The sequence below is a fragment of the Paenibacillus sp. FSL R10-2778 genome (assembly GCF_038593035.1).
Taxonomy (GTDB): Bacteria; Bacillota; Bacilli; order Paenibacillales; family Paenibacillaceae; genus Paenibacillus_AQ; species Paenibacillus_AQ odorifer.
Genome location: NZ_CP151956.1, coordinates 5270511 through 5293512 on the forward strand (window position 1 = coordinate 5270511; position 23002 = coordinate 5293512).

General features: G+C 43.4%; 22 protein-coding genes. 3 read left to right on the forward strand and 19 right to left on the reverse strand.

Going from position 1 to position 23002, the window contains the following annotated elements; all coding sequences use genetic code 11:
• Positions 1-38: 38 nt before the first annotated feature.
• The 13 genes from NST40_RS23765 to NST40_RS23825 form a co-directional block, all read right to left on the reverse strand.
• On the reverse strand, positions 39-431 hold the full coding sequence (locus NST40_RS23765) for a septum formation initiator family protein (protein WP_036683668.1): 393 nt from the start codon (positions 429-431) through the stop codon (positions 39-41).
• Between the two features lie 23 nt (positions 432-454).
• Positions 455-1408, reverse strand: coding sequence for a 16S rRNA (cytosine(1402)-N(4))-methyltransferase RsmH (gene rsmH, locus NST40_RS23770; protein ID WP_076217858.1), 954 nt, complete (start codon positions 1406-1408; stop codon positions 455-457).
• A gap of 36 nt (positions 1409-1444) precedes the next feature.
• Positions 1445-1882, reverse strand: a complete 438-nt coding sequence (gene mraZ, locus NST40_RS23775; RefSeq protein ID WP_036683674.1) for a division/cell wall cluster transcriptional repressor MraZ — start codon at positions 1880-1882, stop codon at positions 1445-1447.
• 263 nt (positions 1883-2145) lie between these two features.
• Positions 2146-3417 carry an adenosylhomocysteinase gene (locus NST40_RS23780; protein WP_170914265.1) on the reverse strand — a complete coding sequence of 424 codons (1272 nt, stop codon included), beginning with the start codon at positions 3415-3417 and terminating at the stop codon, positions 2146-2148.
• Between the two features lie 100 nt (positions 3418-3517).
• On the reverse strand, positions 3518-5149 hold the full coding sequence (bshC, locus tag NST40_RS23785; RefSeq protein ID WP_342410056.1) for a bacillithiol biosynthesis cysteine-adding enzyme BshC: 1632 nt from the start codon (positions 5147-5149) through the stop codon (positions 3518-3520).
• A 230-nt stretch (positions 5150-5379) separates the two neighbouring features.
• The gene (locus tag NST40_RS23790; RefSeq protein WP_036683682.1) at positions 5380-6300 is read right to left on the reverse strand and encodes an ATP-binding cassette domain-containing protein; all 921 of its coding nucleotides are present in this window, start codon (positions 6298-6300) and stop codon (positions 5380-5382) included.
• Entirely contained in the window at positions 6297-7292 is a 996-nt protein-coding gene (locus NST40_RS23795) for an ABC transporter ATP-binding protein (protein ID WP_036683686.1), read from the reverse strand. The genes NST40_RS23790 and NST40_RS23795 overlap by 4 nt, the downstream gene beginning before the upstream one ends.
• 11 nt (positions 7293-7303) lie before the next feature.
• On the reverse strand, positions 7304-8239 hold the full coding sequence (locus tag NST40_RS23800) for an ABC transporter permease (RefSeq protein WP_036683689.1): 936 nt from the start codon (positions 8237-8239) through the stop codon (positions 7304-7306).
• Positions 8240-8242: 3 nt separating this feature from the next.
• Positions 8243-9175, reverse strand: a complete 933-nt coding sequence (locus NST40_RS23805) for an ABC transporter permease (protein ID WP_036683691.1) — start codon at positions 9173-9175, stop codon at positions 8243-8245.
• Positions 9176-9396: 221 nt separating this feature from the next.
• Positions 9397-11106 (reverse strand): peptide ABC transporter substrate-binding protein, encoded by a 1710-nt coding sequence (locus NST40_RS23810; RefSeq protein WP_076129042.1) that lies wholly within the window; start codon positions 11104-11106, stop codon positions 9397-9399.
• A 150-nt stretch (positions 11107-11256) separates the two neighbouring features.
• On the reverse strand, positions 11257-11643 hold the full coding sequence (locus tag NST40_RS23815; RefSeq protein ID WP_036683696.1) for a DUF3397 domain-containing protein: 387 nt from the start codon (positions 11641-11643) through the stop codon (positions 11257-11259).
• A 21-nt stretch (positions 11644-11664) separates the two neighbouring features.
• Entirely contained in the window at positions 11665-12627 is a 963-nt protein-coding gene (locus NST40_RS23820; protein ID WP_076276752.1) for a 2-dehydropantoate 2-reductase, read from the reverse strand.
• A gap of 107 nt (positions 12628-12734) precedes the next feature.
• The gene (locus NST40_RS23825) at positions 12735-13385 is read right to left on the reverse strand and encodes an RsfA family transcriptional regulator (protein WP_036683702.1); all 651 of its coding nucleotides are present in this window, start codon (positions 13383-13385) and stop codon (positions 12735-12737) included.
• Between the two features lie 345 nt (positions 13386-13730).
• Here NST40_RS23825 and NST40_RS23830 point away from each other — a divergent pair, with 345 nt between their 5' ends.
• The gene (locus NST40_RS23830) at positions 13731-13967 is read left to right on the forward strand and encodes a DUF2626 family protein (RefSeq protein WP_036683705.1); all 237 of its coding nucleotides are present in this window, start codon (positions 13731-13733) and stop codon (positions 13965-13967) included.
• A gap of 140 nt (positions 13968-14107) precedes the next feature.
• The gene (locus tag NST40_RS23835) at positions 14108-15235 is read left to right on the forward strand and encodes a hypothetical protein (protein WP_342410057.1); all 1128 of its coding nucleotides are present in this window, start codon (positions 14108-14110) and stop codon (positions 15233-15235) included.
• On the opposite strand, the gene NST40_RS23840 is transcribed toward NST40_RS23835, so the two are convergent.
• Both NST40_RS23840 and NST40_RS23845 read right to left on the reverse strand, forming a co-directional pair.
• Entirely contained in the window at positions 15227-16453 is a 1227-nt protein-coding gene (locus NST40_RS23840) for an extracellular solute-binding protein (RefSeq protein WP_076217857.1), read from the reverse strand. The two genes, NST40_RS23835 and NST40_RS23840, sit on opposite strands and share 9 nt — an antisense overlap.
• Positions 16454-16833: 380 nt before the next feature.
• Positions 16834-18165 carry a PhoH family protein gene (locus NST40_RS23845; protein WP_036683710.1) on the reverse strand — a complete coding sequence of 444 codons (1332 nt, stop codon included), beginning with the start codon at positions 18163-18165 and terminating at the stop codon, positions 16834-16836.
• 107 nt (positions 18166-18272) lie between these two features.
• Here NST40_RS23845 and NST40_RS23850 point away from each other — a divergent pair, with 107 nt between their 5' ends.
• Positions 18273-18848, forward strand: coding sequence for a YhcN/YlaJ family sporulation lipoprotein (locus NST40_RS23850; protein ID WP_076129034.1), 576 nt, complete (start codon positions 18273-18275; stop codon positions 18846-18848).
• Positions 18849-18903: 55 nt separating this feature from the next.
• On the opposite strand, the gene NST40_RS23855 is transcribed toward NST40_RS23850, so the two are convergent.
• The 4 genes from NST40_RS23855 to typA form a co-directional block, all read right to left on the reverse strand.
• Complete coding sequence (locus NST40_RS23855; protein WP_076129033.1) at positions 18904-19356, reverse strand: pyridoxamine 5'-phosphate oxidase family protein; 453 nt, start codon at positions 19354-19356, stop codon at positions 18904-18906.
• A 101-nt stretch (positions 19357-19457) separates the two neighbouring features.
• Complete coding sequence (locus NST40_RS23860; protein ID WP_076129031.1) at positions 19458-20558, reverse strand: LCP family protein; 1101 nt, start codon at positions 20556-20558, stop codon at positions 19458-19460.
• An 82-nt stretch (positions 20559-20640) separates the two neighbouring features.
• The gene (locus tag NST40_RS23865; RefSeq protein WP_076179286.1) at positions 20641-20937 is read right to left on the reverse strand and encodes a YlaH-like family protein; all 297 of its coding nucleotides are present in this window, start codon (positions 20935-20937) and stop codon (positions 20641-20643) included.
• Between the two features lie 129 nt (positions 20938-21066).
• The gene (gene typA, locus NST40_RS23870) at positions 21067-22908 is read right to left on the reverse strand and encodes a translational GTPase TypA (RefSeq protein WP_076129029.1); all 1842 of its coding nucleotides are present in this window, start codon (positions 22906-22908) and stop codon (positions 21067-21069) included.
• Positions 22909-23002 lie beyond the last annotated feature (94 nt).

A 23002-nucleotide genomic window follows, 5' to 3' on the forward strand; every position in this document is an offset into this window, starting at 1 on the left:
CTCACAACTTTTTTTATTGCGATCTTGCCAATCGCTCACTAATTATCACCTGGAGTCGTTGCCGAGCTTGCCGGAATATAGATTGTTGCATTCTCATCCGGGGACACATAACCAAGATCCCGTGCTTTTTGGGCGACTTTCTGCTCTAGATTCTGCTTTTCCATCTGATACGTAGAAATCTGCTTCTTGGCTGTTGCAATATCCTGATCTAATTTCTGAGCCTGCAAGTTCAAATCATAAATTTGGACGTAACGTGAAATCAGGGTGATCGCCACCAGAACGCATACTCCTAGCGTCAGCATATACAAAAGTTTCTCTTGCAGCGGAAGTACTCTTCGTCTGGTAACTACTTTTGTCTTCTCGCGGTAAAGGGGGTTTACCTCTTCTTTTCTTTTGGGCTGAACTGCTAAATTGCCGCGGGTATAGGCCATCTCTGACTCTCCTTTATCGTCAATTACAATTTTTCTGCAATGCGCAGCTTAGCTGAGCGGGCTCGGGTATTAAGCTCAAGCTCTTCTTCAGAAGGCACAAGCGGTTTACGATTGATTAACTTAAGCGTGCCTTTCGCGCCGCATACGCAAAACGGAAAGTCAGGCGGGCATGTACATCTGCTTAAATAGCTGCTAAAAATTTGCTTGCAAATTCGGTCTTCGAGCGAATGAAAGGTGATGACGGATACTCTGCCTCCTGGTGCAAGGCAACGTACTGCACTATGTAGCCCTTCTTCAAAAGCACCCAATTCGTCATTCACAGCAATCCTTAATCCTTGAAAGCTACGTTTAGCGGGATGCCCTCCTGTTCTTCGAGCAGCTGCCGGGATACCTTCCTTGATCAGTTCTGCTAATTCTCCTGTTGTCTCAATAGGAGCTTCTTCTCTTCTGTCTACAATTTTTCTAGCGATTCTCCGCGAGAATTTCTCTTCTCCATATTGGAAAAGAACACGGGCAATCTCCTGCTCGGACCATGTATTCACAATTTCAGCAGCCGTCAAAAGTGCTGACTGATCCATGCGCATGTCCAGCGGAGCATCATGATTGTAACTAAAGCCTCGTTCCCCTTCGTCAAACTGGGGAGAGGATACGCCAAGATCAAAGAGCAATCCATCTACTTGGGGAATACCATCTGTTTGTGGCACAAAGGGCACATCCTTAAGTACACTCTCCAGATCACGGAAGTTAGTCTTAATAGTCACAACCTTGTCTCCGTATTCCGCTAATCTTTCTTTGGCGTTCTCCAAAGCCCAATCATCTTGATCCAAACAGATTAAACGGCCTTCGCCGCTAAGCTTGGAAGCGATAAGTGAGCTGTGACCCGCTCCACCGAGAGTGCAATCTACATAGATTCCGTCTTTTTTGATGTGCAGCCCTTCTGTCGCTTCTTCCTTAAGCACCGTGATGTGGTGAAACAAGCTGCATCCCTCCAGGACAGTATTCGTTATTGTGTTTTATAGATCAAAATTGAAATCCACCAATTTCTCAGCGATTTCGTTGAACGATTCCTCGGACTGTTCGAAGTACTGTTCCCAAAGCTCTTTGTTCCAGATTTCCACCCGGTTCGAAACGCCCAGAATGACACAGTCTTTGTCCAGTTTGGCATACTGCCGTAAATTGGCCGGCAGATTTACCCTTCCCTGCTTATCCCAAACACATTCAGTTGCACCTGAGAAAAAAAAGCGGCTAAATGCGCGGGCATCTGATTTCATCAGCGAAAGGCTTTTAAGCTTTTGTTCCATGATTGCCCATTCTTCCATGGGATAAACAAACAGGCAGGAGTCTAGGCCGCGGGTCGTCACGAAGGAGGTTCCGAGCAATTCACGGAGTTTAGCCGGAATAATGATTCGGCCTTTGTCGTCAATGCTGTGTTGATACTCTCCCATGAACATCCTTTTTCCCACCCCTAATCCCCGAATCCCCACTTTACCCCACTTTTCACCACTTAAGCATAATAGATTCGCCATTAAAAATCAAAAACCTTTTTCTGGCCAAGGAAATTTTTCCTAAATCAGATAGCTCGTTTCCCGAAAAACATTTCTCCACAGAAAAAAGCCATACAATCGGAATCTTGTCCGTTGCATGGCTTTGTTAAAAAAGTTGCTTCAGTTCAAGGTACACTGGTTAATACACTTTATTGTTATGCGTTCAGTTATTAATCGTTCAAATTCCAGCTGTCCAAATAATCGACTTGTGCCGGAGTGAGGCTATCGATGTTAATGCCCAGACTTTCCAGCTTATAACGTGCTACTTGCTCATCCAGCTCATAAGGAACATTTTCAACTTTTACGCCAATGCTCTTATAATTATCATTTACATATTTCAGCGACAGTGCCTGGAGTGCAAAGGTTGTATCCATAATTTCAGCAGGGTGACCATCAGCAGCACCCAGATTTACAAGTCTGCCTTCAGCAAGCAGATATAATTTACGTCCGTCACGAAGCTGGTACTCTTCGATATTTTTGCGAACGGTACGTTGGGATACGGATCTTTCCGACAGCTCAGGCTTATTCACTTCAACGTCGAAATGGCCCGCGTTGCACATGATTGCTCCATCCTTCATCACATCATAATGTTCACCGCGAATTACATAACGGTTACCAGTTACTGTAACGAAGAAATCACCAACCTTAGCTGCTTCCAGCATTGGCATTACTTCAAAACCGTCCATATGTGCTTCAACGGCTTTAATCGCATCAACTTCTGTGACAACCACTTTTGCTCCAAGTCCTTTGGCGCGCATGGCAACACCTTTACCACACCAGCCGTAACCGACAACAACTACTGTTTTGCCCGCTACGATAAGGTTGGTTGTGCGAATAATTCCATCCCATGCCGATTGGCCAGTGCCATAACGGTTATCAAACAAATATTTGCAGTAGGCATCATTAACCGCGACCATTGGGAACTTCAATACGCCTTGCTTTTGCAGAGCTTTTAAACGAATAATCCCGGTAGTTGTTTCTTCAGCACCCCCGCGAATATTCTCCATCAGATCAGGACGCTCCGAATGCAGCAATGTAGCAAAATCCCCACCGTCATCAATAATCAAGTCCGGTTTGCTCTCCAGTGCTTTGATATTAAGGGCTTTAAATTCTTCAGGAGACGGATTGTATTTAGCAAATACTGTGATTCCATCCTCCACAAGCGCTGCACATACATCATCCTGTGTAGATAGTGGATTCGAACCTGTAATGGTTACATCTGCACCACCAGCTTTGACAACCTTCGCCAAATAAGCGGTTTTAGCTTCCAAATGCAATGTGATCGATACTTTCAGACCTTTAAATGGCTGTTCTGCTTCAAACTGCTCACGAATACGGTTCAGTACCGGCATATGCTGGCGAACCCAGTCGATTTTCAAATGCCCTTCCGGTGCGAGTGACATATCAGCCACGATACTATTTTGTTTAGATGAACTCATTATGAAACCTCCTATAAGTTTTGTGGGAAATTACTCCAGTGATCTGCTTCGTACAAAACTCACTTCGTAAGCAAAAGCTTAGTTTTATGAAGCGATACTTCCATTACATATAAATGATGCGATGTGTTCCACTGTAATCCGGTTCAACCGTCATTAACTCATCCAGCCAAGCAAGCCCGTACCGGTTCAAGTAATACATGATATTGTAAACTCTTTCCTGCAGTTTACCCAGTGGCATTAACGACAGCTCGATTCGCTCCCATTGCCGGATTGCAGCTTCGTTCTGTTTTGCAATTGCATCTTGGGCTTTCGCCTGTAAAAAAGTAATTTGATCTAGAATCTTCTCTTTATTGTTATTCCCCAGCTTAAGCAGACCGGCCTGAACCGTTCCAAGCTGCTCAATCAGCGGTTCGTACATGGCGGCGAATGAGGTCTTGGTTTCTTCAAAACGACGTTCAATCCCCAGCTCATCCTGTGCGGCCAGCCATTCATGTCTTTTATGATCCAGTCCTTGTCTTACATCCTCAAAGCTAAGTTGATATTTATCCATATGCTTGTGCAGCGTACCTTCTACGACAGTAAAAGACATTCTAGGGATAATTAACGGCATTTCTCCCCCAATGGTCTCAAACGCACGACGCGGAATGGCCCAGTAAGCAATCTCACCTTGACCCAGCACCGTTGCCAGAACAGGCAACACATAATCCTGCATAAGTGGACGTGTCAGCACATTATTGCTAAAGCGTTCCGGATGTGCCTGCACCTCCTCAAGTAATTCATCACGGGAAAAGGATACCTGACCCTTGCGATCCGTAAAGATTCCGTCCTTCTTGTGAAGCAGAAGCCGTGTACCTTCATGAATATAAAAGAGGTTGGCATTGCCAGCTGTAACATCAGCCTGAAGCTCATATCCGGCGCCCACAATATCAGAAGCAGAATTCATATACGCTGTTTCCAGTGCATCATTCTGCATAATTAGCGAAGTGAAAAATGGCTGTTCTAACTTACGTAAGTTGGGATCAGCAGAATCAAGCAGAATTAGACCAAATTTACCAAATAATGAACCCATCAGCTTGGCAAATGCATCTGTCATACTATCTGCTCTAAAAGAAGAAGTGCGAATGAATTCCATAATTTGCGGCTTAAAGTCGCTTTCCTGAAGCAGACCGTCTAACTGTTCCACTACCTGCTGCCAGCTTTCCTCTTCTACACGAATATCACTTACTGAGGAGCGTTTCTCTTCTGACTTTTCTATCTTAATCTTAGTAATCTCCTGCGTACGATTCAGTACATACGTATGATTCACTTCATCCCAGTCATGATCTTCACCTGCAATCCAGAATAAAGGAACTACAGGTCGGCCGAGTTGTTCAGCTGCTTCTTTTGCCGCCATAATAGTAGTTGCAGCTTTATATACCACTAACAGGGGTCCAGTAAATAGTCCGCTTTGCTGCCCACCTGTCACCACTAATGTCCCCGGCTGCTCTAAGAGCGCCAGCGAAGCCATCACCGCATCATGCGAGTTATGCTTTTCATTATATTGACGCAGACACTCAGCAATCTGAGTCCGGTCGGCACGAAGGCTTTCTCTGCCGTCTAGCCACTCCGCCCTTCTACTTCTACTTTCTTTATTGCGGAAATCCCCACCGTACAAATGACTAACCTTTTCAAAATGATCTATATAGTCGCGCGAGAGTGCAGATCCACCCTTGAGCGGTTCCGTTACAATATTCATTTGCTAGTGCCTCCAGTTCTACTAAGCAGTTATATGTAAATCCAAGTTCGTAAAAACTCTCTATGATTGTATCCAAAGTCAGGAGCCGCGTCAAAGTAAAACATGTCTTGATATCAGCAACACAGGTACAGCCAACTGTTCAATTATACTATAAATTCATTAAATAATATCCTAAATACATACAAGAGGCGAGAGCATAATGCTCCCGCCTTTGAAAACCTAAGTATAAATTATGCGAATTTTTTGCTGACAAAGTGGCCTTTAGATACTTCTACTAATTCAAAGTCACTGTCATTGGTCTTATCGTTAGCAGAATAAATAGGGCTGCCAAGCTCATCATGCAAGTGAATACGTTTTTTGTTGACTTCAATTTCCGGGTCCGGAACTGGAATAGCCGACAATAGGGATTTAGTATAAGGGTGGATAGGATTTGCATACAGCTCTTCACTTTCCGCCAACTCAACCATTTTACCCAAGTACATAACTGCTACGCGATCACTGATATGTTTAACCATGGACAGATCATGCGCGATGAAAAGATAAGTCAATCCAAGACGATCTTGCAATTCTTTAAGCAAGTTAACGACCTGAGCTTGAATGGATACGTCAAGTGCGGAAATCGGCTCATCACAAACGATGAACTTAGGATTAACCGCTAACGAACGGGCAATCCCGATACGTTGACGTTGTCCACCGGAGAATTCATGCGGATAACGGGTTGCATGGTCATGGTTAAGACCAACCATATCCAGCAGTTCTTCAATCCGTTTCTTACGTTCTGCACGGCTGCCAGCCATTCCGTGAATGTCCAGTGCCTCGCCGATGATATCAGAAACCGTAAACCGCGGGTTAAGCGATGCGTACGGATCTTGGAAAATCATTTGCATGTCACGGCGCATAGCCTTCATTTGATTTCCAGGCAATTTATAAATGTCTGTACCATTATATTTCACACTTCCAGCAGTTGGCTCATACAAGCGAAGAATCGTACGTCCAGCAGTAGTCTTACCACAACCGGACTCACCTACCATCCCAAGTGTCTCGCCCTCACGGATCGTGAAGTTAATATTATCAACAGCCTTAAGAACCTTACCTTTACCTACATTAAAATATTTCTTAAGACCTTCTACCTCTATTAGGTTCTTACTCAAGAGTACTGCACCTCCTTGGCCATCGAATGCAGATTCCAGCAACGCGCCATATGCGTTTCGCTGAATTCTGTGGCGCCGGGATCGATTTGTTCGCACACATGCATCGCTTCATTACAACGAGCAGTGAACGGACAGCCGATCGGCGGCTTGATCAGATCTGGCGGTGTGCCGATGATCGGAATAAGCGGCTCGCCTTTCTTTTGGTCCAGACGCGGCATTGAGCGCAGCAGACCTTTGGTGTATGGATGTTGTGGATTTTTAAAGATTTCCCATCTTGTTCCGGTCTCCACAACCTCACCTGCATACATTACAATCACCCGATCACACATGCCAGCAACTACGCCCAGATCATGTGTAATCAGAATAATGGAGGTACCTAGTTTTTGCTGCATCTCTCTCATAACTTCCATGATCTGCGCCTGAATGGTTACATCTAGAGCTGTTGTAGGCTCATCTGCTATCAGCAAAGCCGGACGGCAAGCTAACGCGATTGCGATCATTACACGCTGGCGCATACCGCCTGAGAATTCGTGGGGATATTGGTTAAAGCGAGCCTCCGCATTTTTAATGCCTACTAATTTCAACATCTCCATACCTTGCTTTTTCGCTTCGGCCGCTGACATTTTCTGATGTTTAATCAAAACTTCAGTGATCTGTTTGCCCACTTTGATGGTTGGGTTCAGAGAAGTCATCGGGTCTTGAAAAATCATGCCAATATCTTTACCGCGAATAGATTCCATTTCTTTCATGCTTTTGTCTAGCAGATTCTGTCCTTGAAAAATAATCTCTCCCTTTTTCACTTTAGAAGGTGGGGAAGGGATCAAACGCATAATCGATTGAGCAGTTACACTCTTACCGCTGCCGGACTCGCCGACGATGGCAACCGTTTCGCCTTTGCCAATTTCAAAATTCATACCACGGACAGCTTGTACTTCTCCGCCCTTAACAAAAAAGGAAATATGCAAATCTTTGACTTGTAAAATAGGTTCCATCCATATTCCTCCTATTTCTTCAGCTTAGGATCAAGCGCGTCACGAAGACCATCACCGAAAATGTTGAAAGAAAGCATTGTTAAGCTGATTAGGATCGCAGGGAACAAGAAGCGCCATGGATAGTACAACCAGCCGGTGAGTGAGTCATTGATCATCGATCCAAGTGAAGCAACAGGAGCTTGTACACCAAGACCCAAGAAGCTTAGGAAGGCCTCAGCAAAGATAGCATTTGGTACAGACAGTGTAATGGTTACGATAATCGGACCAACCGCATTCGGCAGAAGGTGCTTGAACAACAGTCTCGCAGAACCAGCACCCATGGAACGGGACGCCAATACGAATTCACGATTCTTGAGCTGCATAATTTCTCCACGCACAATCCACGACATCGTAATCCAGCCTGTAATGGTTAGAGCTAGGATGATTGTTCCAAGACTTGGCTCAAGAACGACCAAGAGCAAGATTACAACCAGCAAATAAGGAATAGAATACAAAATTTCAGAGAATTTATTCATAATATTATCTACACGGCCGCCGAAGAAGCCCATAATGCCTCCGTAGATAACACCGATGAACAAGTCGATGGCTGCCGCAGCAAGACCAACGATCAAGGAAATCCGTGCACCGTACCAAGTACGCACAAAGATATCACGACCAAGATCATCCGTTCCAAACCAGTGATCGGAGGAAGGGGGCTTATTGGTGCTCATCAAATCATTAGAATAATAGTTATATTTCGAGATAAAAGGTGCAAAAATCGCTGCAAGTACAATCAAACCCAGGATACCGAGCGCAGTCATCGCCATTTTATTTTGACGCAACCGTTGCCAAGAGTCTTTCCAAGCAGAGAGACTCTCACGCTGGATAACTTCGGCTTCTTTTTCATCTACACCGACTTTTTGAAAATCTTCCGGTTTTAGATTTAGCAAGTTATTTTCAGTAGCCACTATTTAGCCCTCCTTTCCTCCACTTAATTTCATACGTGGGTCAATTAATACATAAGCAATATCCGTAATAAAGCGGGCAACCATGAGTAATACACCATAGAAAATGGTTATCCCCATAATAACGGTATAGTCACGGACACCAATCGCTTCCACGAACTGTTTACCAATACCCCCAACACCAAAGATCTGCTCGATAACAACCGAACCAGTTACGATGTTAGCTGTCATTGGACCCATATAAGTAACAACAGGTAGAATTCCGTTACGAAGTACATGGCGGCTCAGAATAGCCATCCAGCTCAATCCCTTTGCTTTAGCCGTTTTGATATAATCCGCATTCAAAACTTCAAGCATACTTGAACGGGTCAAGCGGGCGATAAAGGCGATCGGCTGTGCCGAGAGCGCGGCCACGGGTAAGAAATAATAGATTGGCCCTTTAAAACCTGAAACCGGTACCCAACCCAGTTTGAAAGCAAATACATACTGCAGTAATGACGCGACTACAAAGCTCGGAACCGCAATCCCCAGAACTGCCAGCACCATAGCTGCGCTGTCAATAAACTTTCTGTGATAGAGTGCCGCCAACATGCCGAGAAATACTCCGACAATAACCGCCACAACGATTGCGACGAGTCCCAGCTTCAGCGACGCTGAAAAGGTTTGACTGATCAAATGTGATACATCTTGATTTAGGCGTTTCATTGAGACACCTAGGTCACCTTGGATAATATCACCTAAATACTTAAAATACTGATGAGAGAGCGGCTTGTCCAGACCATATTGTTCCATCAGACGTGCTTTAATTTCTGGCGGTACCTTCTTTTCAGAAGTAAACGGATCCCCCGGAATAGCTTTCATCAAGAAAAAGGTAGCTGAAATCAATACAAATAGAGAAACCAACATATAGAAAAACTTATTTGCGACATAACGAACCATCCCCATCACACCTCCTCCGACAATTTTTGATACACATAATAATGATTTTATGAAAAAAACGGATTTTTGTCTATTTTCTATATATGTTATTAATAACATTAATTAACAAATAGACAGGAATACAAAAAAAAGGGATATATATGGAATTCCACATATATATCCCGAAGTATTCTGCAACTTCAGTCAACTAACTATTCTGTTGTAATTACTAAAGCAATATCTTAGTGCTCAAGCAAGTATCCGCGAGTCAAGTCAATTGCACCACTAAAGTCAAGAGTAACACCTTTAAGGTACTCTTTAGTCAGGGAGTTGTTAGTGTAGTAGTACAAAGGAATCAGAACCATATCTTGCTCAATGAGCAATTTCTCAGCTGCAGCAAACTTTTCTTGACGTACTGCCAAGTCAGTGCTTGTTTTAGCTTCGCTGATCAATTTGTCATACTCAGGGTTAGCGTAACCAGTATCATTGTTACCGCCACCTGTTACCCACATATCAAGGAAAGTCATTGGATCATTGTAATCCGCAGTCCAACCAGCACGAGCAACTTGGTAGTTCAGGTTTTGACGGTTTTCAATAAATACAGCCCACTCTTGGTTAACGGTTTGTACGTCGATACCAAGATTGTTTTTCCACATATCAGCAATCGCCAAAGCGATTTTCTTGTGACCTTCACTTGTGTTGTAAGTCAGGGAGAATGTAGGCAGTTTATCCATACCTTCTTCTTTCAGACCTTCAGCAAGCAATGTTTTAGCTTGTTCTAGATCTTCAGTGAAGTAGCTATCTTTAACTGCTGTACGGTATTCACCATCAGCACCAGCGATACCCGGAGGTACATAACCGTAGGCTGGGAATTGTCCACCTTGTACTACATTGTCAATCAAAGCTTGACGGTTAATGGACATTGCAAGAGCCTTACGGATTTTAGCGTTTGTGAAAGGTTTTTCAGTGATATTGAATTCGTAGTAGTATACGGAAGCAATACCTTTACGGCTGAATTCGTTAGGAAGTTCTTTTTGCACGATTGGAATTTGTTCTGATGGAATTTCACCAGTTGGTCCACCGGCACGATCGTATTCACCGTTCTTGTAGCTGAGCAGCTCAGTTGCACCGCTGTTTACAAGGGAGAAGTCGATTTTGTTAAGTTTAATGGAATCTTTATCCCAATATTTATCGTTTTTAGTTACAACAAGTGTTTGACCTGTAGTCCACTCAGTAAGAGTGAAAGCACCGTTAACGATCATAGTATCTTTGCTTGTTGCCCATTTAGGATTACTCTCAATGGATTTGTGTACAGGGTAATAAGTGTAGAAGGAAAGCAATCCAAGGAAGTAAGGAGTTGGGGCTTCAAGAGTAACTTCAAGAGTTTTCTCATCAACCGCTTTGACACCTACTTGACTGAAATCGGTAATTTCCTTGTTGTAGAACTTTTGAGCATTTTTGATGTAGTACAATTGATAAGCGTAAGGTGCAGCGGATGCAGCAGCAGGATCGAGCACGCGTTTCCAAGCGCGAACGAAGTCTTCTGTTGTTACAGGATCGCCATTACTCCATTGTGAATCACGGAGTTTGAAAGTATATACCAGACCGTCAGCGGAAACTTCCCAGCTTTCAGCAACACCTGGTTCAGCTTGACCAGATTCAGCATTCATGCGAGTCAGACCTTCGTACATTGTTGTCAGGACAGTGTGAGCTTGGCTATCTTGAGCCAATCCTGGGTCAAATGTTGGAGGCTCAGAACTAAGGTTAATTCTCAATGTTTGGTCAGCAGCCAATTTTTCTTCTGTAGCTGCATTACCAGTTGCCGTGTTACCAGTGTTAGCATTGTTACCTTTATTGCCGCTGTTTGCATTGTTTCCGCCGCAGCCAGCAAGCACTGTGCCGATAACAAGTACTAATGCAATCATTAGCAATAGACTTTTACTCTTCTTCATCTAGCAGTTCCCCCTAAATAGAATGTGGTATATGGTTTATGATTATACAACCAGTGGTCAAAAAAATCTAGTGCAATGTTTTCAGAAAATATTTTTTTTTTAAAACTTTAAACTTTTGTGACGTTGACGCTTCACCGAAGCAGTGGAACGTTACATCGCTTGTGATATGTAGGTAATTAGCCCAACAAACATAAATAATAAATATCCTACGCTCATAAAAAAGAACGAAAGTCTCCAAACTGCCCGAAATAACCGCTTTCCATCTACCTTTCCTTTCATCCGATTTTGAGCTCCGCCAATCAGTCCAGCGGATATTAATACAATAATTAGTATAAGGTAAAACCCAAAACCGGAATTAAAGATGTTGTTAAACAATGCGGAGACCGACAATAATAAAAAAAATGTGGTCACGTCCATTGCGAGCATAAAAGTTTTCTTTTTATCTTTTTTTAAGCCTTTTCCAATGAAAAAAACAATCAAAAACGGCACAATCGGAATAACGCTTAAAGTAATAACCGAATCCATCAGCAGTCCCATAGCTTCACCTCTCCCCAGAGATCATACCCCAATACCTTCTACTAATTGGCAGAGCCAGCGATTTAATGGTGCCGACACTCCAGATCGTTCTGCCATTTCTACAAGACTTCCATTGATCCAACGAATTTCTGTGGTTCTTGAAGCAAGTACATCTGCCAGCATAGATGAAATATTGCCAGACGTTAACCGGCACACCTGAAGGATGTTATCCCAAGCATCCTTATCATAAGTAATTTCACAGAAATCATACACCATTGTTACTTCTTCAAAAACTTCCTTCATTAATTGGAGGCGTTGCTCTGAAGACAGCAGCTCCCCATTTGGAATACGCCAAATCGCCGTGAGTGGATTAATAACGGCATTGATCAAGAGCTTCCGGTAAATCATGGTATCCACTTCATTCGACAAAAAGGCTGCGAATCCTGCCATTATGAGAACTTCTATTAAATTATTCGCTGTTAAATCATTATGTATGCTATGAGCTTGTCCATCCCCTAAGCTCCATTTTCCTATCCACACCTCCCCTGCTCCTGCATGAATGACCTCAGTTAATGATTTGCGCTTCGCAGCCTCCGTAGTCACAGCTACATATAAATTGGCGTTTGGCAACAAGCCTCCTAACATCTCCATATGTCCTGTTCCATTCTGAAAACAAATCATATGTACTTGCTCTTCCTTAAGTAGGGATAGAAATTCAGGAAAATCATTATGTAGAGTATTCTGTTTAACCGTCACCACGATCCAATCACTCGGCTCTTCTAGATAAGCACCTGCGAACTCCCCTATTGGCGCGGATACAAACTGATCTTCCGAAATTGTTATCGGCTCGCGTTCATCCTCGTAGGTAACCGTTAAGCCATCACGCCCTAATCGTTGGCATTGTTCTATCCCTCGGCACCATAGCCTCACATCATTCCCGGCTTGGATCAGTCTCCCTGCCAGCAGCAGCCCGAGTGAACCTGCACCAATTATATCAATTTTCATATAACCCTCCTGCTGATCTTAAGCACAATTTTTCTAAGTATACCAAAAACCCCGCAAGTGGTGCTTAAAAAGCAGACCACTTGCGGGATTGTTAGTTAACCTATCGTTTATTCAATGCGTTCTAAATTTCCGTTACCATCCATTTTGAAACGAGTCTTCATTTCTTCTTCTTCTTCATTTAAGAAAGCAAGCCTGCGAGCACGATCCATAATCTGAATTAAAGCTTTGTAATCATCGTTGACTACCCGGTAGTCGCTTTGAGCAAGATTAACCTCTTTAGACAACCGTTCATTCTCAGATCGTAATTCTGTTAATTCATCTTCCTTCTCGCGCAGGTCTCTTTCCAGCATTTTCAGCTGACGTCCTGCTTCCTGGATCGTACCCTTCCATTGTCTTAAGAAACGAATGACCGCATCAATGGATAATGTGTTTTCACTTAATCCCTCACCGCGCCCAAATTCCTCATCGACATCACCCAGAATGAGACCAGCTACTTGCGCTCCTCTTACTGACGGCTGCTTTTTCAGGTAGCTACGCTTTTGACGTTGCCCTTTAGCAATACCGATTGCACCTTCATAACTTTTCCGAACACAACTGTTCCAGCGGAATCCGCAAGCGGCCGAAGTTCTGCCGATTTTTTCACCCACCTCTTCAAAAGCGGCAAGCTGTGTGCTGCCCTCCCGAATGTGTCGCAAAGTTACTTCTGCCAATATTAGATCATCTTCTGCACTCCAAGCGTCCTGTCTAACGGCTGTCATAAAGCCAAACCTCCTAACAACGTCATGAAATAACCATCTCCATAACCGGCAGTTCTGCCGGGTAGTGAATAGGGATAAAAGCTGCTTACTCCATTTCTATGCTTCTCATAGAGTTCATAGAATCTATTTGATACTAATTTGTATTTCCATTATCTGCGTACATCATACGCATAAAACTATAAATTCTCTTTTTTAAAGCACTAATCACTCAGGTCAATTATAAAAATCACATTTTTTGAAGATTAGTGCATTTTTTTCAATGAATTCGTTTACACATAATTATGTTGAGGGTATAATAAATCGAAGGAATATTCGTGAGATACATACTGGAAGGGGGACTCTCTCTTGGACCGCATGTTTCGGGTATTAGGTTTTTTCACATTAGCTATTGGATTGATGGCTTTCGCCGGAGGTCTAACAGAAATGGCCTTGCTTTTCTTTTTACAAACTGCATTTTTCGTAATACTTGGCTATATGAAATTTACTGAAAAAACTTATGTTCTTCTCTTCTGGGCATACATGATTCTGACTTTCACCGGATTTAGTTATTGGACGATCTTTCAAATGGGTCTTCCACTATAAATTGCAGTACTCTTTTGGAGCGGATGAGGTCCTTATCTTATAAGGATCACTTCCGTTTTTTTGTTTGTATGCTATTTTAGAAGGGTTAAACATATTATTAGTACATACATATATCATTTCAAAAAAAAGGTGGTGGTGTGGTGCGCTCCCGCAATTTACAAAGCCGCATGATTGCAACCATACTAATTTTCTTCTGCTGTACTTTGTTTCCGTTACAACCTGTGAAGTACTTGTCTGCCGATCCTAGCGGTGATTTTTTCAACTCTGCTATACCAGATAATGAAGAAACCCGTAAACTACTTGAACAGACCTTGTCTTCTGCAGAAATTGAACGTGAAATCATCAAGATTACAGCCGAACAAAAAGCGCTTGAACAAAAGGTAGAAAGCCTGAACAGACAAGCTACCCAGAAAAAAACAGCCATTGCGGACCAACAGGAACGGGCAGGTGCAGTTGTGCGTTCTTATTATATGGGGGATAGAGATAATCTTCTGGCCGCGTTTTTTTCAGCAAAAAGTATCAGCAGATTCCTGGCTCTGTTCGATTATTATGAGATTATTATTGGAAATGACCGCGATATTCTCTCACAATATGAAGAACAATATAAGGATTTGAAGGATACCCTTCAGACTGCGAAGCGAAACTCGGAAGAGCTCGCCCGATTGCGTACGGCTCTGGAGGAACAGCAAGTTCGGGTAAACGCGCTCAACAAGGATATTGAGGGTGGGATTAAAAATAGCAGCGATCCTGAAAATATGAGTACTCTACTTAAAGAATTCACATTATATTGGGAGAATATCGGCCTGCACGAGGTAAAAACTTATTTCAAGGCGTTATCCTCCGCAATGAATAAACTACCACAGTTTGTTCAGAATCGAGAGGGTGTACTGACTCGAAAAGGAATGACTTATGAGCTAAACCTGAAGGAAGAGGATCTGAATGAATTTTTGCAATCGCAGAATTCGCTGTTTAAAGACTTCGCCTTTCATTTCAATGACGGATCGATTACTGCCACTGGAAAAAGCGGAGCGCTAGCCCTTTCACTGACCGGTCACTATACCATTCAGGAAGAACCGATCAACGGCCTTATATTCCAAGTCGATCATATTGTATTTAACGGTCTTAAATTGCCTGACACAACAAGAAAAACGTTGGAAGAAGAATTTGACTTAGGCTTTTATCCAGGCAAAATAGTATCTTTCCTTCGTGCCACGGCAGTAGATAGCCAAGAGGGCGTCTTGCATGTTAAGCTTTCCATTTCATTTTAGGCCTTCTTTTAGAAATTCTTTGTAGCCTTCCGCATCTATCTGCCCCGTTAATAGTAACGATACAGCTTCAACAACCTTACTCCAGCCGCCCTGTGACTCATCCTCCGGGGCGGTTTCTTCTGTCAGCAATAGCTCAACATCGAAAGGAAGCTTGTATTTAAAAGCATGCTCCGAACGATAAAGAACATCAAGCGCCGGCAAGCTACCCGTATTCTCCAACCAATCCAGCTGAGCATCCTCAGAGGTGATAAAGGTCAGCCAATTCACAGCTTCCTTTGGACTTTGAGATTGAGCTGGAAGGGCAAAAGATCGACTGTAACAGGATTCAAACCCACCCCCATTATTAGCAGTCAGGGCCGGTACAGCAGCAAGGGATGAATTTCCATGCTTCTGCCACTCGGATAACGGTAATGAAGCAACGGCGACACTACCTCCTTGGAGCATATCCCAGACATCTTTATTGTAGCGGCTGGTGAGATAAAAATAACTGCGGGCATTCTGAATCCAATTCAACACATTTTGGTTATCTGCTAACAAGCTGCTATTCATGCTCTCCATTACCGCTGACAATCCATAAGGATTGCGGGTATCCATCGCAAGTAAATATTTCCCTTGCTCTTTTAGCACATTCTGAAGCAGGATATTCCACTCTTCGAGGCTTTTGGGTAATGCATTAAAACCCAGCTCCGCCAGCCGTTGTGGGGAATAAACAAGCACGTAAGGATCTATATCTAACGGGACTCCCCAATTATATCCATTCCACTGCATCCAGGGGATCAACTGTGTTAACGGTGCACTCCCCGGAACGCTCTGATACACATCCATCGGCAATAAATATCCACGTGTGGCCCAGTCCAGAATGCTTCGTCCATCTGCCATGACTATATCCGGGCTATCCCCGATCGTTAAATCATGCTTCAATACCTCATCGGCATCCTCCATATCCACATTGCTTAAAATAACCTTTACTCCACTTTCTAAGGTATAACGGTTGCTAAGGAGCTCCAGTTCACTAAATTCTTCGCTATTTAACGATACTCTTATGTGTAAGCTATCTATAGTTCCCTCATCTCCGGAAGAGGGATGGGTCGACTGGCTTTGTGGTCTTTTCATAGGACGTGGATCGTTACTGGTACTCAATTCCATACTGGGCGACAGGCTTGTCAGCGATAGTAGTAAAATTGCAAAAAGCAGCCAATAATTTTTGCGTTTCAGCACGATTTCCCACCTTCCCTTTTGATTGGTCTCCCCTATTTTACCAAACCCTCCGGTGCTTGTCTTTAGTTTGTGAAACCGTTCTCTTTCTATTATATGGGTGATACGCCAGAGGCATTAAAAATAGGAAGGTGATCTGACCGCCATTACAAGAAAGCTTTGGACTTCCGATCGCTGTTATCCTCAGATTTCCTGATCTAATTACCGCATCATGCGGTTAAAATCCGAGGATAAAGGCGAACGCTTCGCTTCTACAGTTCCAAACTTTCTTTCCATGGCTCTAATCACCACAACCAACTTTAAATTCCTCTGCCGTTTCCGGGCGGGCAGGAAAAAGCCGGGAGTGTTTGCTTCTCCCGGCTGAAAATAGGATTGATGAACCGTTAGAGTAGATCCGCGGCCAATTGCGCCAAGCGGGAACGCTCACCTTTTTCCAAAGTAATATGTCCGCTAATCCCTTGCTGTTTAAACTTCTCGACGATATAGCTCAGTCCGTTGCTCGCAGCATCCAGATATGGATGATCGATTTGCTCCGGATCGCCCATTAGAATGACTTTACTTCCTTCTCCCGCTCTGGAGACAATGGTCTTCACCTCATGGCGGGAAAGGTTCTGCGCCTCATCAATAATAATGAACTGTGATGGGATTGAACGGCCGCGAATATAGGTTAAGGCTTCTACCTGTATACTTCCTAACCCCATTAAGATTTTATCGATATCGCCAGCTTTTTTGGTATCGAACAGGAATTCCAGATTATCATAAATAGGCTGCATCCAGGGTCTAAGCTTCTCATCCTTCTCACCGGGCAAATACCCAATATCTTTACCCATAGGAACGACCGGACGGGCGATAAGCAATTTTTTGTATTTATGTTCATCCTCCACTTTGAATAGTCCGGCTGCAAGCGCCAATAACGTCTTCCCTGTCCCAGCCTTACCCGTGATCGTTACGAGTGGGATTTCATCATTTAGCAGCAGCTCCAGTGCCATTCGTTGTTGAGCATTACGGGCGCTAATCCCCCAAACCGAATCATTGCCCAGATAGAGTGGCTCCAGACGTGTGGCATCACTATTCACTTTGAGAAGAGCTGATTTGCCAGTGCCAATCTCATCCTTGAGAATCACAAATTCATGAGGGTACAACGGATACGACAACGCAAGCTGTTTTACCGTCAGAGAGCGGTGACTGTAATATTCATCAATCAATGCGGGATGAACCTGCAGAGATTGGTAACCAGTGTATAGTTCATTTAAGTCTCCAGTACGATCTGACAAATAATCCTCTGGCGTAATTCCCAGTACATCCGCTTTAATACGAACCAGTACATCCTTGCTCACAAGCACAACGGGACGCGGATCGGGCTTCTCATTCTCTTCATTTAAATAATTGAGAGCAACAGCCAAAATCCGATTGTCGTTAGACACCTCACCAAACATTTCCTGTACCTTCACAAAACTGCGATGGTTAAGTTCTACCTTCAGCTTGCCTCCATGCTCCAGTTCCACACCACTATGCAAATGACCTAGTTCCCGGAGTCCATCAAGCAATCGGGATACTGTACGGGCATTCCGACCGATTTCGTCAGCATTGCGCTTCTTGGAGTCGATTTCTTCCAGCACAACAGCCGGAATAACCACCTCATGCTCCTTGAAAGAGAAAATTGAATTGGGGTCGTGCAAAAGCACGTTGGTATCTAGCACAAATATCTTGTTCATATTATCCCCTCCACAGCGCCTGGTTTGATTGATCATACATAACTCTTTCCGCCAAGGGAAAAGATATGGTACAGAAACGATTCTTTGGCTGAAAGGAGTAATCACATATGAGAAAATCAATATGTCTGTTGCTGGTACTGCTGCTACTGACAAGCTGCGGTATCGCTAATAAAAAGACATCACCCTCTCCTCAGAATAAACAATCTGCGAATGCTGTAAAGGGTACGGGGAACCATGAGGTTCGGCAATTGTCCAATGATGGTGCGACTAATCCTAAAGCCACCTCAAAAGCTGGTCAAGCCGTCAATGTTAATGGAGAAAGTGAAATTGCACTTAAGGATCATTTTGAACAGTTGGCCAAAAGAGTTCCCGGTGTAAACGGCGCACACTGTGTAGTCATGAACAAAGTTGCCATTGTTGGTCTTGATGTAGAAGGTTCTCTGGGCCGTTCACGTGTAGGAAGCATCAAATATTCTGTAGCGGAAGCCATCCGCAAAGACCCAAGAAGTGTACGGGCGCTTGTCACTGCGGATATGGATCTCTCCAGCAGATTAGCGGAAATGAGCCGCCATATCTCCAAGGGACATCCGATATCCGGATTCTCATCCGAGCTGGCCGATATTATCGGACGAATCATGCCACAGCTGCCAGAGGATACCAAGCCGCAAAAAAATGCACAGTAGAGGTTAAGAACAAAAGATGTTCTTTGAGTTCAAAAAAAGCCCAGTGATATTTTCACTAGGCTTTTTTCATGGCAGCAAATACTTGTCCGTCCAACTTCTCAGCGGCACGTCCATCATAAACTTTCGCATATCTTGGGGCGGAGTCCAGCTGCGCGCCGTAAAAAAGCGCGTTGCGGACCGCTTGAATTTCAACATCAAAACAGCACATCTTAAAAGGAACATCTTCTAGCGGGTCCTGCCTTACAGCAGCACTACCGTTAATGGCATAGACAGTTCCTTCACCAAACACAGTTATAGTTATTAATGGATTAACCTTCATATTATTCACAAGTCTTGAACGATGATCAATAGCCAAACGCACAGTACTAGGACTAACAGCATAAAGCCACGAAATAGCTGTGGATGTAGGACCGCCTGTCTCCGCATCAACTGTGTTTAGAAGAACAAAGGTTTCCGATTGCAGCATCGATAGCAAAGTTTCATTCAGCTGAGCAACGGCTTCGGACATAAGTACTGGCCCCCTATGCGACGTTAATTCATTCGATTTATTATATTATAGCACAGGCTGAAACTTGCATTCAATTTTAGCTATGGAAGATATTAAGGTCCTCAAGGCGTCTCAGCAGCTGTCGAATCAGCTCCCGTGGAAATTCCTGCAATTCGATCCTGCAAGCTTTTCTTAGCGGCCTCAAACTCCTCATCATTAATATATACATATGGACTTCGCCATGTTCCAGTAACCGGCTTGAATTCGATATTCTCTTTGGAAATCTTCCAATACGTCGCAATCATATCTTTGATTTGCGAATTTTCGATATCTGTCTTCATGTTACTGTCCACTGCATCAAGCACCTTGCCGATTTTTAATACGCCACCAAGCGATTGCATCTGATCCACCAGACTGTTCAGAACTTCGTTCTGGCGTTTGTTGCGATCAAAATCATCTGATGCGTTGGTCTTAGGCTTGCAATTGGATTTACGATACCGCACATAGTCCAGTGCATTTTTTCCATCCAGCTCTGCCGGACCCTTTTTCAGATTGATATTCGTGCCATCCACAGTGTCTGTATAACACATATTTTCACTAATATTTACTTCGACTCCCCCAAGCTCGTCCACTACATCACGGAAGCCCTGAAAATCAAGAATCGTTGTATAATCTACATCAATATCCAAATACTTACCCATCATCGTCTTCATCTCATCTTCAGCCAGTAGACCAGAGGATTTCTCCTTACCCTTGAAGCGAGCATAAAATTCATTAATTTTCGTCTTCTTATAGCCGCTTAGCTCCACATAGGTATCACGAGGAAGCGAAACAATAGTCGCTGATTTAGTCTTAGGATTAAGTGCTGCAACCATGATCACGTCAGTCAAATAAGACTCGTGTTTAGGTCTGTTATCCGTTCCCAGTATAAGCATTGTCAGTGGTTTTTCTGAAGCGGAATGCCCTGGAGCAACCGTACCCTCAACCCCTGCATTAAATACGCCATGCTCAAGCTTCCAATACAGATAACCGCCATAACCCAACACGCCGAGGATCGCAATAATTAGCAAAGTTAACAATACTCTAACTAATCTGCCAAAAAAACCTCTCTTTTTCACTTTCTTTTTCGTTTTTTTCTTAGAAGCACCCTTCACAGGCTGTTTTCTATTAGTAGGTTGTTGCCCGTTTGCTCTTGGAGGTAAACCGCTGTTTCTTGTACTCATAATAGAATAAAGTCCTTTTCATTTCATTTAGAATTAGAATTGCTACATTAATTAGACGATCCTTAAGGTACAAAAGTTGCAATTACGATCTCTTCGCTGCTGCCGCAGCCTTTCTCTTCTGTCGAGCTTCTACTATATAACGTATCCGTACCATCAGCATTAATCCGACAGCAACCAACAGACACTGGATAATCGGAAGCTTATCATGTTGGAAAATGAGGAGCATGCCAGAGCCAACCGCCATCATTATGTAGAGCATGATTTCCTTGCCAATCGATAACTTTTGATTCACACGAAAGACTTGATTATAAACAAAAGTAAGCAATATAAAGATAACAATATAAGCGACGATTGGATGCTCAGCGAACCACACCTGCATAGATAACCGCACTCCTCCCAAATTTAAGATACGTTTACATTATATCATCAGTAGGGGAATTTTTTGTTTCTTATATTAAAAAAAGCCGCCGGATGCAATAATCCGGCGGTCTTATTCATAAGCATGTGTTTACGCGTTGGCTTGTGCTGTTTTACGTTGTTTCTCTACACGTTCGCGTTCGCCTTTGTTCAGAATCTTTTTACGCAAACGAATGGATTTAGGTGTAATTTCACAATATTCATCATCGTTCAAATATTCAAGTGCGCCTTCCAAAGAGAAGGTGCGTGGTGTCTTCATTTTTACAGTATCATCTTTGCCTGAGGTACGCATGTTGGTAAGTGCTTTTTCCTTACAGATGTTAACGATAATATCGTTATCACGGGTATGCTCGCCTACGATCATACCTTCATAAATTTCTGTACCTGCATCCAAGAAGAGAATACCACGATCCTCAACACCCACGATTCCGTATTGAGTTGTTGATCCAGTCTCACTTGCTACAAGCACACCTTGATGACGTCCGCCAACTTGACCAGCAACCAGTGGAGCGTAGCTGTCAAAAGCATGGTTCATAACGCCGTAACCGCGTGTCAAAGTCAAGAAGTAAGTGTTGTAACCAATCAATCCACGTGCAGGAATCAGGAACTCCAGACGTACTTGACCCGTACCGTTGTTAATCATATTGACCATTTCGGCTTTACGAGTACCCAGACTCTCCATAACAGAGCCCATGCTCTCTTCTGGAATATCAATCATTAGACGCTCAAGCGGCTCCATTTTGACACCGTCGATTTCTTTAATGATTACTTGTGGTTTAGAAACTTGCATTTCATAACCTTCACGACGCATATTCTCGATCAGAATACCAAGGTGAAGCTCACCGCGTCCAGAAACGATAAATGCATCAGGACTATCAGTTTCTTCCACACGCAAACTCACGTCTGTTTCAAGTTCTTTAAATAGACGCTCACGTAGTTTACGGGAAGTTACCCATTTACCTTCTTTACCAGCAAAAGGACTGTTATTCACTAGGAATGTCATTTGCATGGTTGGCTCGTCAATCTTCAGAACCGGAAGTGCTTCAGGGTTTGCAGGATCAGCAATGGTCTCACCAATGTTGATGTCCTTGATTCCTGCAATAGCAACGATATCCCCTGCGCCCGCTTGCTCTGTTTCAATACGTTTCAAACCTTGGAAGCCGAACAATTTCTCGATACGTGCAGTTTTGCTCTTACCATCACGCATAATAACTGTTACAGATTGACCTTGTTTGATCACACCGCGGTTAACACGTCCAATCGCAATACGACCCAAGTATTCGTTATAATCCATCAACGTTACGAGGAATTGAAGCGGTTCTTCAACACTTTCGGTTGGAGCTGGAATATGTTCAACAATGGTTTCGTAGAGCGAAAGCATCGTTTCATCTTGTTTCTCAGGAACCATGCTTGATGTACCATTAAGAGCAGATGCATAAACAACAGGGAATTCCAATTGTTCGTCATTTGCTTCAAGTTCGATGAACAAATCGAGCACTTCATCAATAACTTCCTTAGGACGAGCAGCTGGACGGTCAATCTTGTTCACGACAACGATCGGTGTAAGTTTTTGTTCCAATGCTTTACGCAGGACGAATTTCGTTTGCGGCATGCAGCCTTCATAAGCATCAACAACCAGCAATACACCGTCAACCATTTTCATGATCCGTTCTACTTCGCCACCAAAGTCAGCATGTCCAGGTGTATCCACAATGTTGATCAAAAACTCTTTATAAGTAATTGCTGTATTTTTAGCTAGGATTGTAATTCCACGTTCCCGTTCGATATCATTAGAGTCCATAGCACGTTCTTGCAAGTGCTCATGGGCGCTGAAGATCCCCGATTGTTGAAGGAGCTGATCGACGAGTGTTGTTTTGCCATGGTCAACGTGGGCAATGATCGCAATGTTGCGAATATCTTTTCTTGAATGCATGATTTGTATCCAAATCCTCTCATTTATCAAATTAAAACTGTTAAAATTCATAGCATGTCACGGCAGTCTCACAAAAGAAGCGCCAGGCAGAAAG

Excerpts from the sequence above, each read along its gene's own strand:
- mraZ (WP_036683674.1), bottom strand. The coding sequence starts at position 1,882 with ATGTTCATGGGAGAGTATCAACACAGCATTGACGACAAAGGCCGAATC.
- NST40_RS23765 (WP_036683668.1), bottom strand. The coding sequence starts at position 431 with ATGGCCTATACCCGCGGCAATTTAGCAGTTCAGCCCAAAAGAAAAGAA.
- NST40_RS23850 (WP_076129034.1), top strand. The coding sequence starts at position 18,273 with ATGAGAAAATCAATATGTCTGTTGCTGGTACTGCTGCTACTGACAAGC.
- NST40_RS23845 (WP_036683710.1), bottom strand. The coding sequence starts at position 18,165 with ATGAACAAGATATTTGTGCTAGATACCAACGTGCTTTTGCACGACCCC.
- NST40_RS23815 (WP_036683696.1), bottom strand. The coding sequence starts at position 11,643 with ATGGGACTGCTGATGGATTCGGTTATTACTTTAAGCGTTATTCCGATT.
- NST40_RS23805 (WP_036683691.1), bottom strand. The coding sequence starts at position 9,175 with ATGGTTCGTTATGTCGCAAATAAGTTTTTCTATATGTTGGTTTCTCTA.
- NST40_RS23810 (WP_076129042.1), bottom strand. The coding sequence starts at position 11,106 with ATGAAGAAGAGTAAAAGTCTATTGCTAATGATTGCATTAGTACTTGTT.
- NST40_RS23820 (WP_076276752.1), bottom strand. The coding sequence starts at position 12,627 with ATGAAAATTGATATAATTGGTGCAGGTTCACTCGGGCTGCTGCTGGCA.
- NST40_RS23795 (WP_036683686.1), bottom strand. The coding sequence starts at position 7,292 with ATGGAACCTATTTTACAAGTCAAAGATTTGCATATTTCCTTTTTTGTT.
- NST40_RS23825 (WP_036683702.1), bottom strand. The coding sequence starts at position 13,385 with ATGACAGCCGTTAGACAGGACGCTTGGAGTGCAGAAGATGATCTAATA.
- NST40_RS23855 (WP_076129033.1), bottom strand. The coding sequence starts at position 19,356 with ATGTCCGAAGCCGTTGCTCAGCTGAATGAAACTTTGCTATCGATGCTG.
- bshC (WP_342410056.1), bottom strand. The coding sequence starts at position 5,149 with ATGAATATTGTAACGGAACCGCTCAAGGGTGGATCTGCACTCTCGCGC.
- NST40_RS23865 (WP_076179286.1), bottom strand. The coding sequence starts at position 20,937 with ATGCAGGTGTGGTTCGCTGAGCATCCAATCGTCGCTTATATTGTTATC.
- NST40_RS23860 (WP_076129031.1), bottom strand. The coding sequence starts at position 20,558 with ATGAGTACAAGAAACAGCGGTTTACCTCCAAGAGCAAACGGGCAACAA.
- typA (WP_076129029.1), bottom strand. The coding sequence starts at position 22,908 with ATGCATTCAAGAAAAGATATTCGCAACATTGCGATCATTGCCCACGTT.